The 16,548-nt window shown below is 47.9% G+C and carries 17 protein-coding genes and 2 pseudogenes; 11 read left to right on the top strand and 8 right to left on the bottom strand.

The window, feature by feature from the left end:
* Window positions 1-53 precede the first annotated feature (53 nt).
* From CAFE_RS05925 to hydF, 5 genes are read left to right on the top strand one after another with little or no spacing between them, the layout of a single operon-like run.
* Window positions 54-311 carry a TM1266 family iron-only hydrogenase system putative regulator gene (locus CAFE_RS05925; protein ID WP_066647974.1) on the top strand — a complete coding sequence of 86 codons (258 nt, stop codon included), beginning with the start codon at window positions 54-56 and terminating at the stop codon, window positions 309-311.
* A 14-nt stretch (window positions 312-325) separates the two neighbouring features.
* Window positions 326-1,777, top strand: a complete 1,452-nt coding sequence (gene hydG, locus CAFE_RS05930) for a [FeFe] hydrogenase H-cluster radical SAM maturase HydG (RefSeq protein ID WP_156990091.1) — start codon at window positions 326-328, stop codon at window positions 1,775-1,777.
* Window positions 1,778-1,788: 11 nt separating this feature from the next.
* Complete coding sequence (hydE, locus tag CAFE_RS05935; RefSeq protein WP_156990092.1) at window positions 1,789-2,856, top strand: [FeFe] hydrogenase H-cluster radical SAM maturase HydE; 1,068 nt, start codon at window positions 1,789-1,791, stop codon at window positions 2,854-2,856.
* 6 nt (window positions 2,857-2,862) lie between these two features.
* Window positions 2,863-4,263: an aspartate ammonia-lyase gene (locus CAFE_RS05940; RefSeq protein WP_156990093.1), complete on the top strand. Its 1,401-nt coding sequence runs from the start codon at window positions 2,863-2,865 to the stop codon at window positions 4,261-4,263.
* Window positions 4,264-4,265: 2 nt separating this feature from the next.
* Window positions 4,266-5,501 (top strand): [FeFe] hydrogenase H-cluster maturation GTPase HydF, encoded by a 1,236-nt coding sequence (hydF, locus tag CAFE_RS05945; RefSeq protein WP_156990094.1) that lies wholly within the window; start codon window positions 4,266-4,268, stop codon window positions 5,499-5,501.
* Between the two features lie 364 nt (window positions 5,502-5,865).
* Here the strand turns inward: hydF and CAFE_RS05950 are convergent, their stop codons facing one another.
* Window positions 5,866-7,269, bottom strand: coding sequence for an aminotransferase-like domain-containing protein (locus CAFE_RS05950; RefSeq protein WP_066647991.1), 1,404 nt, complete (start codon window positions 7,267-7,269; stop codon window positions 5,866-5,868).
* A gap of 105 nt (window positions 7,270-7,374) precedes the next feature.
* Here CAFE_RS05950 and pdxS point away from each other — a divergent pair, with 105 nt between their 5' ends.
* Both pdxS and pdxT read left to right on the top strand, forming a co-directional pair.
* A complete protein-coding gene (gene pdxS, locus CAFE_RS05955; RefSeq protein WP_066647994.1) occupies window positions 7,375-8,256 on the top strand; it encodes a pyridoxal 5'-phosphate synthase lyase subunit PdxS in 882 nt (293 codons plus the stop codon).
* Between the two features lies 1 nt (window position 8,257).
* Window positions 8,258-8,857, top strand: a complete 600-nt coding sequence (pdxT, locus tag CAFE_RS05960) for a pyridoxal 5'-phosphate synthase glutaminase subunit PdxT (RefSeq protein ID WP_066647997.1) — start codon at window positions 8,258-8,260, stop codon at window positions 8,855-8,857.
* A 152-nt stretch (window positions 8,858-9,009) separates the two neighbouring features.
* Here the strand turns inward: pdxT and CAFE_RS05965 are convergent, their stop codons facing one another.
* A complete protein-coding gene (locus tag CAFE_RS05965; RefSeq protein WP_066648000.1) occupies window positions 9,010-9,912 on the bottom strand; it encodes an SDR family oxidoreductase in 903 nt (300 codons plus the stop codon).
* A 225-nt stretch (window positions 9,913-10,137) separates the two neighbouring features.
* Between CAFE_RS05965 and CAFE_RS20635 the strand changes: the two are divergent.
* Window positions 10,138-10,244: pseudogene (locus CAFE_RS20635) on the top strand (ABC transporter ATP-binding protein); the annotation flags it as partial.
* Between the two features lie 35 nt (window positions 10,245-10,279).
* Here the strand turns inward: CAFE_RS20635 and CAFE_RS05970 are convergent.
* The 5 genes from CAFE_RS05970 to CAFE_RS05990 all read right to left on the bottom strand — a co-directional run bounded on the left by CAFE_RS05970 (window position 10,280) and on the right by CAFE_RS05990 (window position 13,630).
* Window positions 10,280-10,477 (bottom strand): hypothetical protein, encoded by a 198-nt coding sequence (locus tag CAFE_RS05970; RefSeq protein WP_156990095.1) that lies wholly within the window; start codon window positions 10,475-10,477, stop codon window positions 10,280-10,282.
* Window positions 10,478-10,653: 176 nt separating this feature from the next.
* The gene (locus CAFE_RS05975) at window positions 10,654-11,130 is read right to left on the bottom strand and encodes an SAM-dependent methyltransferase (RefSeq protein WP_156990096.1); all 477 of its coding nucleotides are present in this window, start codon (window positions 11,128-11,130) and stop codon (window positions 10,654-10,656) included.
* Between the two features lie 214 nt (window positions 11,131-11,344).
* Window positions 11,345-12,157, bottom strand: a complete 813-nt coding sequence (locus tag CAFE_RS05980) for a tyrosine-type recombinase/integrase (RefSeq protein WP_330593862.1) — start codon at window positions 12,155-12,157, stop codon at window positions 11,345-11,347.
* A 176-nt stretch (window positions 12,158-12,333) separates the two neighbouring features.
* Window positions 12,334-12,672: a hypothetical protein gene (locus CAFE_RS05985; RefSeq protein ID WP_156990097.1), complete on the bottom strand. Its 339-nt coding sequence runs from the start codon at window positions 12,670-12,672 to the stop codon at window positions 12,334-12,336.
* Window positions 12,656-13,630: a DUF4417 domain-containing protein gene (locus tag CAFE_RS05990; RefSeq protein WP_156990098.1), complete on the bottom strand. Its 975-nt coding sequence runs from the start codon at window positions 13,628-13,630 to the stop codon at window positions 12,656-12,658. Before CAFE_RS05990 ends, CAFE_RS05985 begins: the two co-directional genes overlap by 17 nt.
* Before the next feature lie 477 nt (window positions 13,631-14,107).
* Between CAFE_RS05990 and tnpA the strand changes: the two genes are divergently transcribed.
* The 3 genes from tnpA to tnpC all read left to right on the top strand — a co-directional run bounded on the left by tnpA (window position 14,108) and on the right by tnpC (window position 16,402).
* Window positions 14,108-14,467, top strand: coding sequence for an IS66 family insertion sequence element accessory protein TnpA (tnpA, locus tag CAFE_RS05995; protein WP_156990099.1), 360 nt, complete (start codon window positions 14,108-14,110; stop codon window positions 14,465-14,467).
* Complete coding sequence (gene tnpB / locus CAFE_RS06000) at window positions 14,467-14,817, top strand: IS66 family insertion sequence element accessory protein TnpB (protein ID WP_066649679.1); 351 nt, start codon at window positions 14,467-14,469, stop codon at window positions 14,815-14,817. Before tnpA ends, tnpB begins: the two co-directional genes overlap by 1 nt.
* A 64-nt stretch (window positions 14,818-14,881) precedes the next feature.
* Complete coding sequence (gene tnpC / locus CAFE_RS06005) at window positions 14,882-16,402, top strand: IS66 family transposase (protein WP_156990100.1); 1,521 nt, start codon at window positions 14,882-14,884, stop codon at window positions 16,400-16,402.
* Between the two features lie 21 nt (window positions 16,403-16,423).
* Here tnpC and CAFE_RS06010 read toward each other — a convergent pair.
* Window positions 16,424-16,548 (bottom strand): annotated as a pseudogene (locus CAFE_RS06010) (IS5 family transposase); the annotation flags it as partial.

Raw genomic sequence — 16,548 nt, forward strand, 5'->3', positions numbered from 1 at the left:
CTTTCCGCCTTTCGTACGGAAAGGGAGCATTAATTTTTGAAGGAGGTTTTAAAGTGGACAAAAAGATAGGCATCGTGGGCATTGTGATCGAAAATTCATCCTGTGTGGAACGTGTAAATGCCGTTCTGCACGAATATGCCGGGCTTATTGTAGGCAGGATGGGGCTTCCCTATCGAGAGCGGGGCGTTTCCGTCATATCATTAATAGTGGACGGAAGCAATGACGAAATCAGCGCGCTAACCGGAAAGCTCGGCAGGATTACCGGGGCTACGGTCAAATCGATGATCACCAAAAGTAGCCAACAGTTATAGAAAGGGGTATATGCATGAATTTTCTTGAAAAGTACCAAAAAGAGTTTGCGCAGTATGACAAGCTTGATCATGATTTCATTGACGAGAATAAAATCTGGGCGCAGTTGAACAAGTGGAAAAACCCTTCGAAAGCAGACGTGCGAATCGTTTTGAAGAAAGCGGAGCAATGTATCCGGCTTGAGCCGGAGGAGACTGCAATCCTTCTGCAAAACAAAGACGAGAGTATGCTGCACGAGATGTATGAATTGGCCCATCAGTTGAAGGAAGATGTATACGGCGACCGAATTGTGTTTTTCGCGCCGCTTTATATCAGCGACGAATGTGCAAATAACTGCGCATATTGCGGCTTCCGCAGCAGCAATACCGCGATGCGCCGAAAAACTCTGACGATGGAGGAAATCGAGCAGGAAGTTCGGATTATGATCGAAGAGGGGCAGAAACGCACCGTTCTTGTCTATGGAGAATCTCCCGCCACCCAGGTCGATTTTATGTGCGATTCGATCAAAAAGGTTTACAGTGTCAAGACGGAACACGGCGAAATACGGCGTGCTAATATAAACTGTGCCCCCCTGACCGCAGAGGAACTTAGGAAGCTGAAGAAAGTGGGAATCGGGACCTTCCAGGTGTTTCAGGAGACGTACCATCATGAAACCTACCGTAAAATGCACCCGCAAGGGACTATTAAAGGCCACTACCGCTGGAGATTGTACTGCATGGACAGAGCGCAGGAGGCGGGCGTGGACGACAACGGCATTGGCGTATTATTTGGACTTTACGACTGGCGTTTTGAGGTCATGGGACTTTTATATCATACGATCCACCTTGAGGAAAATTTCAACGGCGTCGGGCCGCATACGATTTCCTTCCCTCGTATAACGCCCGCCACAGGCACTCCGTTTTCAATCAATCCCCAGTATGCCGTCAGCGACAGCGATTTCAAGAAGCTGGTCGCGATTCTGCGTTTGTCCGTTCCCTACACCGGCCTTATTTGCACCGCCAGGGAACCCGACAAGGTGCGGCGGGAGGTTATCCCGTTCGGGGTCTCGCAAATCGACGCGGGAACCCGTATAGGAGTCGGCGCCTACGCGCAGTCAATAAAAGCGAACGAGCTTCCCGACAAAGAACAGTTCACCATAAACGATCCGCGTTCTTTGGACGGGGTGGTCAGCGAAATTTGCGATATGAACTGTATTCCGTCTTTCTGCACCGCATGTTACAGGGCGGGGCGAACCGGCGAGCAGTTTATGAAGGTGGCAAAATCGAAATTCGTACATAACTTCTGTATCCCAAACGCAATTTTTACGCTGAAGGAATATCTGATTGATTATGCGTCGCCAGAGACGAAAGCAAAGGGAGAACAGGTACTCAAGCGGCATATCGAACGCTTTAAAGGGGAAACGGTATATCAGACAATACAGGAAAATCTAAATAGAATAGAAAACGGCGAGCGCGACCTTCGTTTATAGGAGCGGCGGATATGGAAAACGGAGCAGCCAGGCAGCTGTCCGATTTTTTAGCCTCGGCGAATAAACGGGAATTACTCGCCTTGATCCGATTTTTGGAAGAGGAAGCTCAGGAGGATGATCTTTTTGAGCTCTTCCGTCTGGCCGGAGAAACAAGAAAGGCAAGCTACGGCGACAGGGTTTTCTTTCGCGGGCTAATCGAATTTTCAAGCTTCTGCAAAAACGACTGCTATTACTGCGGGATAAGGAGAAGCAACCGGAAAGCGGCGAGATACAGGCTTACAAAGAATGAAATCATTGATTGCTGCCGGTCCGGATATGCTCTGGGCTTTCGGACCTTCGTGTTGCAGAGCGGCGAAGACATGTTTTTTTCGGACGAGGTATTATGCGGTATCGTTTCGGGGATAAAAGAGCTTTTTCCGGAATGTGCGGTAACGCTTTCCGTTGGAGAACGAAGCCGCGAATCCTATCGCCGGCTTTTTGCCGCCGGCACCGACCGGTATCTTCTGCGCCATGAAACAGCCGATGAAGCGCATTACGCAAAGCTCCACCCGCCGGAGCAGGCCCTAAAAAATCGGAAACGGTGCCTGTACGACCTGAAAGAGCTCGGCTATCAGGTCGGGGCCGGCCTTATGGTCGGTTCCCCGTTTCAGACCTATGAAACACTGGCAGAGGATATCATTTTTCTGCGCGATCTCCAGCCGCATATGGCCGGGATAGGTCCCTTTATACCGCATAAGGAAACTAGATTCGCGGGTTTCCCTTCCCCGCCGCCCAAAAGCACGCCAATTCTGCTGTCGCTTGTGAGATGCTTGCTGCCCAAGGTGCTGCTGCCCGCTACAACGGCACTCGCAACGTCGGATAAAAACGGCCGTGAAAAAGGACTTCTGGCGGGGGCAAACGTTGTTATGCCGAACCTGACGCCATACGAGCACAGGAAAGATTTCTCCCTGTATGACAACAAGCTTGCCACCGGCAGCGAGGCCGCGGAAGGACTTTCCGTTCTCAAACGACAAATAAAGGGTCTTGGGCTTAAGCCCGATTTCTCCAGGGGAGACCACGCGGATTTTCAGAAAGGATAGGCGGCTATGCGCACAGAGCATGATTTTCTGGGAGAGCTTTTAATAGACGATAACGCTTATTACGGAATCCACACGGCGAGAGCATTGACGAACTTTGCCATAACGGGAGTTCCCATTCATCCGGCGCTCATTGAAGCTGTGGTAACGGTGAAAAAGGCGGCGGCGGCGGTGAACCGGAGCTTAGGCGCTCTGGACAGCCGAATTGCCGAAGCGATCATATCGGCCTGCGACGAAATCCTGTCAGGCGCGCTGAGGGATCAGTTCCCCGTGGACTGTATGCAGGGCGGGGCCGGCACGTCTACGAACATGAATGTCAACGAGGTGATCGCCAACCGAGCCATCGAGCTGCTCGGCGGAAAAAAAGGCGACTATAGCATCGTCCATCCTCTTGACCATGTAAATCTTCACCAATCGACGAACGACGTATTCCCGACGGCAGTGCGCATTGCTCTAATTCGCCTGCTCAAGCCCGTAACTGAGCTGTTCGCCGCGCTCCAGACCGCCCTGCAGGAAAAGGAACAGGAATTCGCCTCCGTTTTGAAGGTCGGCCGGACGCAGCTTCAGGACGCCGTTCCGGTAACACTCGGTCAGGAATTCGGGGCATGGGCTCAGGCTGTGGCCCGGGACCGATGGCGGCTGTACAAGGCGGAGGAACGTCTCCGACAGGTCAACATCGGCGGGACCGCCGTGGGTACCGGGATCAACGCTCCGAAAGCATACATATTCACGGTGATTGAAAAGCTGCGGGAGCTTACTGGCATCGGGCTTGCGCGCGCCGAATATATGATGGACCCAACCCAGAATTGCGATGTCTTCGTCGAGGTATCCGGCCTTCTGAAAGCGGCCGCTGTGAATCTCGCGAAAATAGCAAACGACCTGCGGCTTCTGTCGTCTGGTCCGAAAGCGGGATTCGGGGAAATAACGCTGCCCTCCGTGCAGGCGGGTTCCTCGATTATGCCCGGAAAAGTGAATCCCGTGATATGCGAGTCGGTCAATCAGGCGGCGTTTCAGATTATGGCGGATGATACGGCGGTAACGTTGGCCGCACAGGCGGGGCAGCTCGAGCTCAACGCCTTTTTGCCCTTAATTGCCAAAAATATGTTTGAAATGCTTGATATGCTGAACCACGTGCTCCCCATATTTATAGAACGCTGCATAAAAGGGATACGGGCAAACGGCGATATCTGTGCCCGAAAGCTAACGGACAGCTTCGCGGTAGTGACCGCGCTGACCGGATATATCGGCTATGACAAGGCATCAATGGTCGCGGGATTCTGCCTGAACACGGGAAAAACAGTTCGCGAAGCGGTTTTGGAATTGGGACTTCTGGACGAAGGGACTTTGTCGGAGATCCTGAGGCCGGAACGGCTAACCGCTCCCGAAATGAGAACGTCAAAGGAGAGATAACGATGGCAGACATGAACGCCACTCCGATGGCAAACAGATTTACGATTGGACTTTTCGGCAGGAGGAACGCCGGGAAATCGTCCCTTATCAACGCGATCACAGGGCAGAACATCGCCGTCACCTCCGAAGTCGCGGGCACTACGACGGACCCGGTATATAAGGCGATGGAGCTTTTGCCTCTGGGCCCGGTCGTGTTTATCGACACGGCAGGGCTCGACGATACCGGGAATCTCGGAAAGCTGCGCGTGGAAAGGACCTATGAGGTTCTGCGGAAATGCAACCTGGCCATCGTAGCGGCGGATATCCACGAGGGAATCACCGAGTTTGACACTGAATTTATCGAACAGTTGGAAAGACGCAAAATACCGTGCATCTGCGTACTGAACAAGTGCGACGAGGGAGTTCCCGAAAGTCTAAAAATCAAATCCGCACCCGAAATTCCGCTTATCTATGCCAGTGCGGCGACACGCTTTGGAATCGACAAGGTGATAAAACAAATCATTTCAAGCTCGAATTTTGAGGATGCGGAGCCCGCCTTAGTGGGTGATTTGGTCAATTCCGGCGACGTCGCGGTGCTGGTGACGCCCATTGACAAAGCGGCACCGAAGGGTAGGCTCATCCTTCCCCAGCAGCAGACGATTCGCGACATCATCGAAAAGGACGCGATCGCTGTAATAACCAAGGAACATGAGCTGAAGCATGCGCTCGAACGTTTAAACTCTCCCCCGGCCATTGTCATTACCGATTCGCAGGCGTTTCTTAAGGTTTCCGCCGACACGCCGCCCGAGATACCGATGACCTCGTTTTCCATTCTATTTGCGCGGCAGAAGGGGGACCTTGCGGAGATGGTGCGGGGAATCAAGCGTATCGAACATCTGGTTCCCGGAGATAAGGTGCTTATTGTGGAAGGCTGCACGCATCACGATCAGGCAGACGACATCGGGAAAGTAAAAATTCCGCGCTGGATACGCCAGATTGCGGGAGGCGAGATTCAATTCGAATGGGTATCGGGTGCGCGCTACCCGAAGGATATCTCCGAATACGCCGTTATCGTACATTGCGGCGGCTGCATGTTAAACCGCAGAGAAATGCAATACCGTGTCGAAAAAGCGCGGGAACAGGGCGTATCCATAACCAATTACGGAGTGCTCATCGCTTACGTGATGGGGATACTCCCGAGAGCGATTAAGCCATTTCCCGCCGCAAGCATGGCTTTGGATGAGATTAATTTTAAATAAACTCGCCCTTTTTCAGGGAAAGATTGACTGTCTTTCATATTTTCTGCTTTTTTAGAGTCTTAGTCAGACCCTCTATTTCAACCGCGAATATTTACCAATTCCCCCCCTTGATTCAATCTGCGGAATCCCGTTTCGATAACCAAGAGTTTCATCCGATTCGCCTGCGATGACTGTGCTCATGAAAAGACTTCCTTCAGACTTGATTTTTCTTACCCTCGTTCTTGTCTGAAAGGAAGTCTCCTATTCAGCTTTTACACAAAGCCTGATGCGGTATCAAAAGTTTAAAAAAACAATTAGCCCAGAGCATAAGCAGGAATAGCCTTGCATGTGCACTGGGCTCTATTGGGTTGCAAAGAGAAAATTTTTATACGATGAACGGCGTAACATCAGGTTCCTTATTTGTTAAATTTTTTAATATGGTCAAACCCTTGATAAGCTCCTCTTTATTCTTGACTGACGCAGTGGCAATTCGAACGGCGGACGGTACGGGATTGCTGCCAACCGCAAACCGCTCAGCACAATAAATTTGCACCCCTGACAATTTAGCGCAATATTCAAATTCTTTCCCAGTCCATCCATCCGGCAATAGAAGCCACCTGAAGTAATCACGTTTGTTCCCTTGCACGGTGAAGCCGTTTAGGATTTCATCCGTGAGCTTATTCCGCGTTTCTGCTTCCAACCTTTTCGCTTCGAGAATTTGATCTGCCAAACCGGTTTCTATAAGATTGGCTACGATTTCTACATTAAAGTGGGATGTATTTAGATTTATGTTGTAAATCCCACGACTAATTTGATCATGTAATTTTGGGGCAACAGCCATGAACGCCACCCTCAAGCCCGCGCTTAAGGATTTAGACGTGCAATTAATATAAATGCTTTGCTCCGGAATGAATTGTGACACAGGAGCCAGTTCTGAATTTTTCAAAAAAGAGTAGGTATCATCTTCTATCAAAATCAAGTTATTTGCCTTTATAATTTCAGCTATCTTCTGTCGGCGTGAAATTGGCATTGTACATGTTGTAGGATTTTGACATTCCGGTATTAAATACAGTCCCTTTAAGCTTTCGTTTTTGCACGTTTTGCTTAGCATTGAGGGATTCATGCCATCTCTGTCCATTTCAACAGGAACCAAGCGAACGCCAAATGTACTGGCAAGATTTTTATACCCTGTGTAAGTAAGAGAATCCGTGCCAATTTTATCGCCAGGCTGAAACAATGAGATCATTGTAACCGCCAACGCATTTTGAGCGCCTGAAGCGATAGCGATATTTTCAGGTTTAACATTGATATGAAATCGTTTCAACCACTCACTTCCTATTTCACGGTGAGATATTTTCATCTTGGGTTCATCGTATTCCAAATACTTTCCGATTGTTATATTTTGAACCGTTTGTCTGATAGATTCGACCACAAGTTTATTTTGGCCATATAATGGTCGAATGGTCCCCATTTCAATTAATCCGTTATCTAATTCGTCATCCTGTGAAACTGCCGGAACATTTGCATCGGCAGAAATAAAAGTTCCTTTTCCGACGGTTGCATAGATCAATCCTTTTCGTTCGCAAAGCTTAAACGCTTTTGTCACGGTTGTGAGATTAATGTGAAGAAAATCTGCCAGTTCTCGTTGTGGGGGCAGTTTATCGCCCGGCTTTAGAACTCCATTCCTAATATCGGTATCCAAAGTTTCCATAATGGCTAAGTACATTGGCTTATCCGTTTGATCGATTTTAGGCATCCATGTTAAGTCGTCATAAAATGATTTCTGCATAAAGAACGCTCCTTTTGTAAGTCATACAATTATACCGTTGACAGCATACAATGTCAACATTATAATTAATTGTATTACAAATAAATGCGACAAGGAGTGGAAACAATGGATTCTGAAAGACTTGGACTCAACAGGAATCTTGCCCAGATGCTGAAAGGCGGCGTAATTATGGACGTCACCAATGCAAAGGAAGCTGCAATCGCCCAAGAATCAGGTGCAGTTGCTGTCATGGCTCTGGAAAGGGTTCCTGCCGATATCAGAAACGAGGGCGGAGTTGCCCGTATGAGCGACCCCAAAATGATAAAGGAAATTCAAAAAGCCGTATCTATTCCCGTTATGGCAAAAGTACGGATCGGCCACATCGCAGAAGCACAGATTCTTGAGGCTCTCGGCATTGATTTTATCGACGAGAGTGAAGTTCTGACCCCGGCAGATGAAATGTATCATATCGATAAATCGGCATTTAAAGTTCCGTTTGTCTGCGGTGCTCGAAATCTGGGTGAAGCTCTTAGAAGGATAGGCGAAGGGGCCTCCATGATCCGTACAAAAGGAGAGGCGGGTACGGGAAATGTCGTTGAAGCTGTACGCCATATGAGAACCGTAATGTCGGAGATCAGGGAGCTTTCCAATAAGCCAAAAGAGGAACTTATGACTTACGCGAAAGAAAACGGAGCGCCCTATGATTTGGTTGTATCGGTTGCGGAAAACAAGAAACTGCCCGTTGTCAATTTTGCCGCAGGAGGAATTGCGACTCCGGCTGATGCAGCTTTGATGATGCAGCTGGGAAGTGAAGGGATTTTCGTTGGATCCGGCATATTTAAATCCGATCATCCGCTCCCTAGAGCGAAAGCGATTGTAAAAGCAGCTGCGTATTATGACAAACCGGAAATTCTTGCCGAGGTAAGCGAAGGGCTTGGAGAGGCTATGAAAGGAATTGATATTAAAACAATAGCTCCCGAAGACCAGTTTGCTAAAAGGGGCTGGTAAAATGGCGAAAGACTTGCAGGTTGGGGTTTTATCCTTACAAGGTTCCGTCGAAGAACATAGAAGCATGCTGGGCAAAATCAAGAATGTTAAACCGATTGAAGTGAAATCCTTAACTGCATTGGAATCTGTCAATGGCATAATTTTACCGGGTGGTGAAAGCACAACAATATCAAAATTGCTTATCGAATTTGGCCTTTTTGAACCGCTGAAACAAAGGATAAAACAAGGTCTTCCCGTTTGGGGCACATGTGCAGGTATGATCCTGCTTGCTAAAGATGTAATCGGCGAAAATCCACACTTGGGGCTGATGGATATAACAGTCCGGCGAAATGCCTATGGTCGGCAAATCAACAGTTTTACCGTGTCGGAAAATATCCCAGCCCTATCAGAGCAGCGGATTGAGCTTCCTTTCATCCGTGCGCCATGGATTGAAAATGTCGGCAAAGATGTTGAAGTGCTTTGTTCCCTAAACAAACATATTGTAGCTGCAAAAGAAAGGAATATGCTTGTGACCTCTTTTCATCCCGAATTGACAGACTGTCTTGCCGTGCATCAGTACTTTATCGAGAAGATGATACGGGCGGTTGAAAATAATAAATGAATAATACATGTGATTCAAAGGCTTATGGAAGATTAGTTTTGATTGGAATTCAGTTCAGGCAAAAACTCGGGTAATTTTTTTGATTTGCAACGTAAATCAATGTCTCCCCTGTATCCGTTTAACGGCGTGATGTGGACTAAACTGTTGGTGCCTCAAGTTTCCGTCATGGTCCCGCCATTAACATGTAGTACTTGACCGGTTACAAAAGAAGAATCATCGCTTGCAAGATATATATATGTCGGAGCAAGCTCAAACGGCTGTCCGGCACGTTTCATTGGGGTATCCAATCCAAAAGTCTTTACATATTCGTCAGAAAAGCTTGAAACAATGAGCGGAGTCCAGATAGGCCCTGGGGCTACTGCATTTACGCGGATTCCTTTGGATACCAGCTGCAAGGCTAAGGAGCGGGTAAACGAAACGATTGCACCTTTTGTCGAGGAATAATCCACCAGCAACGGTTCACCTGCGTAGGCGGTCACGGATGCGGTTGATATAATGGAACTTCCAGGCTTCAGGTAAGGCAATGCTGCCTTTGTCATGTAAAAATTGGGGAAAATATTTGTTCGGTACGTATTTTCAAGCTGTTCGTCCGAGATGTCCGATATGCTTTTTTGAGGGAATTGAACCCCCTGGTTTAAAACCAGAATATCAATCTTTCCGAAGCGTTCCAGAACCTCCTCTACAATCTTTTCTGAAAAATCAGGCTGTCTCAGATCCCCTTCCACCAAAAGCGCGTGCTGACCGTAAAATTCCACAGCCTTTCCGGTCAATTCGGCATCCTGACGTTCACGAGGCGTGAAAACGATGGCAGTATCCGCCCCTTCTTTTGCAAATCCAATCGCGACGGCACGACCGATCCCGCTGTCTCCTCCTGTGATGATGGCAATCTTCCCCTTTAGCTTCTCACTGCTCTTATATTCTGTATTGTCGGAAATCGGGACAGGATTCATCAAATACTCCAGACCCGGCTGTACGTCCTGATGCTGCGGCGGAAACGTGATCGGCGTTTCAATACATTTCGTCTCATTGCCAAGATAAGGATAAGTGGGCACCATTACATATCTCTCCCTTGTATTTTTCTATAATAAGATATTCATGAGCGCCATAAAGGTGCTATGGAAGAGAAATAGGGCGGATTCGGTTTTAAGATCTTTATACAGTCCCATCGGATTTCTGTTGAGTTGGCGGCAGCTTTTCTGGAAAGGAAGAAGATATGTTTCCGCCTTGAGCTTTTAATGTGCGTTGAAACGTTTCCGGCGGCATGAAACGGGGCTCGGCAAGCGCAGGCGCTTTTAAATGATCCAAAAGTTTTAGTGCTTGATGAACCGACCGCTGACTGGATTTGATGGAACGCGTTCATTTTCGCAACCCGATTTCCAGTATCTCAATTCAAAGTGCGCCTCCACGAGTGTTCGCGCTAAATCAGAGGTTGAATGGACCGCACCCATTCCCCGGTTGGAAACCTGCTGTAGACGCGTCTTCCTTCTCCATCTGTTCAAGAATACCGCTGGTCAGTGTGATCCGCGGATCCGGCAAAGGGAGTTTCTGCAAAGCGACGATGACCTTCATGATTTTTGTCATAAAGGCCGGATAGATCTTCTGGTCGGCATTTTGGACCATCAGGATTTGCCCGTCGCTTCTATGGATTCAGACGGCATGACTATTTGTTTTTTGCTTCTGAGTGTCATTATAGGATTTGTTCCTTGGGAACAGGAACGCAGGCCATTGAATCACCTACTATTCAAGCTGAAAGAGAACGTCTACCTTACTCAGGCAGACGTTCTCTTTCATATTGCTTAACTGTTCATTTCGTTTTCCCAAGCAAAATTGCCGGATTCTTCATAACACTTCGGCCAATGGCTGCACCATTCAGGAACAACAGGATTTTCCACGCGGTCTAGGCTCGGCGTGTACGGTTTAATATCCAAAACCGGCGAACCGTCAAACGCTTCAATATATGAAAGGCCAATCACTGCGTTTTCATGGTCGATGTAGGTTACCTGCACACAATCCAGCGCAATAGGGTTTGGGCGCATAGGTGAGCGGGTGGCAAAGGTACCGAGTACTTCGGGACTGTTTTTATAGGGTTTTATTTCTGAGAGTTTGCTTCTATTCTTCGGATTATCACACTCGGAAAACCACCATAAAATCTGAATATGGCTAAACCCATCCAACCCAGCGAGAGCAGAAGCATAAGTCTTGTCTAAAACAAGCCTCATGTCCTCACCGTGACACGCAATCATCCCAATCGTATTAACTTTTAGTTCTGCCATAAATACTATCTCCTTTTTGTTATATTTACGGCGCCGTTGATTTTAGTATAGCAGAAGTTTAGTACACTTCAAGCTTTTTTTAATGCGCGCTAAAGGTGTTAGACCGATATCGGCCTAACATCTTTAAGGCCGCGTAAAAACTAATACCGATAACTTCGGTAGAAACCAAGGCTCGTCCCCCTGTTTTAAGCGAAAATATCGGTCTAATTCTGAGTTACTTCAATCCTAAGAATTTCAACTTGTCATCTTCGGAAAGGCTGTCCCATTTTCTAGCGGGCTGATCGCCCAACATGTTGTTCATTGCTTCTACGGCCAAATATCCACATGGCCAAGGAGCTTGGCGATTTCCGGCAGTGAGAGGCCGAGAATGTGTGTCCAGATTGCCGTCTGCATGAAAAAGCTCACAGTAATACCGAAAATTCTCCAGAAATGCATCATCGGGAACCGGAACGATCCGTGGCTTGTCGCCCTTGCCGAAAAGCCGGACATATGGGTGTTTTCCATCCGTGATAACGTCGTTTGCCTTGACCGTGATCATCTCGTTTAAGCGCGCGCCGGTTGAAAACAAAAACAGAATAATGAAACGGTCTCTTACCCCGATTTTTGTAGGCTTCGGTTGCTCCAGAATCAATAGTATCTGGTCTTTGCTAAGCCAGTTGTGCCGTTTGGGATAAACCTTTTTGTGCTTTAAACCGGCAAGGCTGATTTGCAATGACGTCAGGTCAATGTTTTTGGAGGCCGCATATTTCACATATGCCTTTAGAGCGGCAAGATGGACATTTCTTGTGCCGACGCTGCTGTGATTGGAGACCCACCCGATGTACTCCCGAATCACCTTGTCGCTGACAAAATCAATGGTAATCGCGTCAACACCTTTTGAGTATTGTTCGGAAAGATATTTTCTAAAGGAATTTAGCGATTGCCGGTAGGTTTCCACTGTGCGCTCACTTTTGAGTTCAATCCGCATGTCATGAATGAAATCCCTAACATATTTAAAAAACATAACCGTTTGGCTATTCTTCGACATACACGACACAGTAAACGAGGGATACCCGTAAAAGGCTATCCCTCATTCCATTTCAGCTCAATGAAAACACAAACCCGAACGCTTCACCGATAAAGTGAATGTTCGGGTTATGTGCGTTTGCTGCGGGTGATTCGACGGCTGAATGAAAGCTCTATTTCCTGGACAAACGCTTCGCATTATTTGAGAGAGTGATAGGCCTTCTTATAATCCTCATAAGAAAAATCACGAATCAAATTTTCAAGCTCAAACCCAAATTCATCGTTATAAAATTGTAAAAATGATTTTGCAGCCTGATAGCCCACATCAACATCGTCTACCTCTCTCCCCTTAGCGGTTTTGGCAAAACAGTCGCAAAAATCGTCGTAAGCGGCCGGGTCCGCAGATATTGAATCTTTGAATATAAATGGACTCAGGTCACTCAGCAATGATCCAACGGAATCAGTAGGATGGACTGAATAATAAGCGTCAATCACATAGAACATCGATAGATAAGCTTTTTCAGATAATGTACGCATAATTTTTACCTCCTGGCTTCACTGGACTGTTATAGCCGATATTGGGATCCCATGTTTTCGGAGGCCGGTTGACTCCACCGTTAATAATGATCCCGTTTCGCGTTCTGACCCAAACCTGGCTTCCGTCACTTTGTAATTGAGAATACCATCTGCAACCATTTTGATCAGTCCCTTTATAGTTGCCCTTATCGTTTGCAACACTTGTCAGCAATGCCCGGTTTGCCTCTGTATCCGAAAGGTGACCTTTTTTATTTCTAAAAACATGCTTAAGTTGTGAATTGTTTTTGGGAAGCGAATTCCTGCCACCTGCCATACCGCCGCCCTTGATGGTGTAAAAGCTAAAATCTTTTGTATTTAAGTGATTGGTTTCCGCGTAATCAACTGCAAAGATGTTGCCTCGCATCTCTTCAAAAGGAGTACCGAAGCAAATGATGGCGCTGGGCTGTATGCGTTTCAACATCTCAGTATAGCCCTGCAAAAACAATGTTTTTTCTTTTCGCATTCCTATGGTTGATACGGCCACGATGGAACCCTGTTCTAAACCGTCAAAGCAAAACCAAAATGTATTCGGTTCCCCCCATACAAGCGATGGAATAACTTTAAGCCCTTTTGATTGAAAATATGCTCCGCACCATAGGTTTCGAAAAGTGTTATATACCTTCAGTGCGAGTGGCATTTCTGTATAAAGGCTAAATTGCGGAGACAATACGGCTTTGTACTTCCGAAGTCGTTCAATTCTAGGCTCGGGATCGTTCCACATCACCTCGAACTTATAGTCGTCCAGAAAAAAATGGACAATCCGACTGAAACTTTCTTTATTGAGTTTATCATATCCTATCAAAGCCAGATCCTCAAGAGGAATGTCTGTCTTTTTTATGATAGGCATTTCAAAGACTCCGTCATGAAGAAACTGGTCGCGCAGAAACAGTGAATCGTTTCTGAATTCTTCGCTTGTCACATTTTTACCTCCTGCCCATTATTGAAAGGGTCCTTTCACCTATAGGGCAGAAGCATTAAAAAATTTCCCTCTTCAATGCAACAAAGAAAAATTTATATTAGGGAACCTCTGAACAAATGGCGCAGGAAGAGGAATTCAGAGAAAAGGGATTCAAGAGGCGTTCCAAACTGAATGATTACGTCGAATTTCAACGCTATACTCCTGAATTTATTTCCACTTTTGCGGAAATGGGCGCACTTCTCCCTTGTCAGGTCTCACTGAAACTTCGACCTGCCATTGCCAGCATATAGAGATTTGCGCACGCGAACATGGCATACAGCCGGTTCTCGTTTTTCATTAAGCCTCTGTACCGGGTTTTCGTGTAGCCGTCAAATCCACCGTCACATTGTAGGGAGGACGTTAGAAAGAGTACAATTTACTTCAAAAAGGTCCAAAGCGTTCTATGGAGTGCATTGGACCAAGTTGGAGTGGATTTGAATGGATGCACAAAAAATCGTGACACAGTTTCGGCTGTCGGGCTGGGGTGAAGCGGTGAAAAAACGGATAGCCAGTGGGCAGACCGTAAGCGCGTTCTGTGAAGGAAAGGGAATCAGCAAAGCCACCTATTATTACAGACAGAAGAAAGTACGGGAAGCCGCCTGTACGGAGCTATTGGAGAAACAGAGCTGCAAGGCCGGGCTTGTTCCGAACGGATGGACGCAACTTGAGGAGCCCAAACTTGCCGCCGCTGCCGAAAGTGCCCTGACTATCGACATCAGTGGCTGCCATATCAAGGTAACCGCCTCGACGGATTCGGAATTACTGGCGAAGGTCTGCCGCATACTGAGGTCGCTGTAATGCGTTTCGGCGAAAAGCCCGTGTATCTGTGCTGCGGATGTACGGACATGAGAAAATCCATCAATGGGTTGATGACGCTTGTGCAGCAGAGCTTTTCTCTGGACCCTTTCGCCGATGCGCTGTTTGTGTTCTGCAATCGGAACCGTGACCGCATAAAAATACTTGAATGGGACGGCGACGGCTTCTGGCTGTATTTCAAGCGGCTGGAACGCGGGCATTTCCATTGGCCGTCGTCGGACGGCGAAGCGACAATGGCACTGAACAGCGAAGAATTATCCTGTCTGATTGACAGCGCAAGACTTGCAAAAAAGCTTAGCCGAAGCGAGGTTTCCGAACGCAAAATTTCGTAAAATATTGGGCGTATAAACACTGGTTTTCCTTGATTTCATGCGGTTTTTTCGGTATAATTAGTGTATGGAAAAGCAAGAGAAAACAATTGAAATTCCGCTGCATGTTTATGAGAACTTTCTCAAGCAGGCGGAGCTGATTGCCGAGTTGAAGCAACAGGTAGAGTGGCTGACGGAACAATTCCGGCTTGCCAGGCACAGGCAATTCGGCACGTCCAGCGAGCAGACGGACAACGGACAGTTATGCCTGTTCAACGAAGCGGAGCAAACCGCCGATTTGACCGCACCGGAGCCGGAAATCACCGAGGTCAAGGCACATTACCGCCGGAAAACCCGTCTGACTACCGACAAGCTTCCGGAAGATTTGCCTGTCGAGACCGTCGTACATGAGCTGCCGATCGAGGCACGTATCTGTCCTGATTGCGGCCGTCCCCTGCACAAAATGGGCGAAGAGGTACGCGAGGAACTGAAAATCATTCCGGCAAAAGCCGTGATTGTTCGTCATGTGCGGCACATTTATGCCTGCCGGCACTGTGAGGAATCTTCCGACCGTGTGCCGATCGTCAAGGCGGATATGCCGGAACCCGTCATCAAGGGCGGTTTCGCATCGCCCGAATCGGTCGCCCACATTGCCGTGCAGAAATTTGTCATGGGCAGCCCGCTTTACCGACAGGAGCAGGAATGGGCACAAAACGGCATTCTGCTTTCCCGCCAGACGATGTCGAATTGGCTTGTGAAGGCCAGTGAAGATTGGCTGGAGCCAATATACAAAGAGATGAAGCGGCAGTTATGCGAGCGTCAGGTTCTTCATGCAGACGAAACCACCCTTCAGGTGCTGCATGAGGACGGCAAACCTGCCCGGAGCAAGAGCTATATGTGGCTTTACCGGACGAGCGGCGAGGCGGAACACCAAATTGTGCTGTATGACTACCAAAAGGACCGAAAGTATACCCACCCGGAAACCTTTTTGAAAGATTTTTCGGGTTTTCTCCATACGGACGGCTATGACGGCTATCACAGACTCCCTGACCGGATTACCGTTGTAGGCTGCTGGGCACATCTGCGCCGAAAGTTCGACGAGGCGCTGCAAACGCTGCCGAAAGAAAAGTGGAAATCGTCCGATGCCGCAAAAGGGATCGCTTACTGTGATCGGCTGTTTCACTTTGAGAAACAGTTTGCTTTGTTATCCCCGGAAGAACGCCGGGAAAAGCGTGAACAGCTTTCCAAGCCGCTGACAGAGGCTTTTTTCGCATGGGCCGACTCGCTTCGCGCGTTGCCGAAATCCCTGCTGGGCAAGGCGGTCTATTATGCTCAGAGCCAGCGCAAATATCTCAGAGCCTATTTATTGGACGGCAGACTTGAAATCAGCAACAACCGCGCCGAGAACTCGATCCGTCCCTTTGTGATGGGACGCAAAAACTGGCTGTTTTCCAACACTCCTAACGGCGCGAGAGCCAGCGCGGTTTACTACAGCCTGATCGTTTCCGCAAGAGAAAACGGGCTTGTACCGTTTGAATATCTCACGAAGGTTTTCACTCAAGCCCCGAACAGCGCAAGCATGGAAAACCTCATGCCGTGGAAGGTGTGACCGACGGTTTGACGGTTACGTTTTCGTGTAGCCAAATTGGCATTTGATGATGCGAAAAACGTGCTCCACTTTGCATCGCACAGAGGATTTGCGATGTTCGATGAGACGCTCCCAATCAATGGAATTGTCGGAAACCCTGGGCAGAC

Origin of the sequence: Caproicibacter fermentans (genome assembly GCF_009746625.1) — a bacterium.
GTDB classification, from domain to species: Bacteria; Bacillota; Clostridia; order Oscillospirales; family Acutalibacteraceae; genus Caproicibacter; species Caproicibacter fermentans.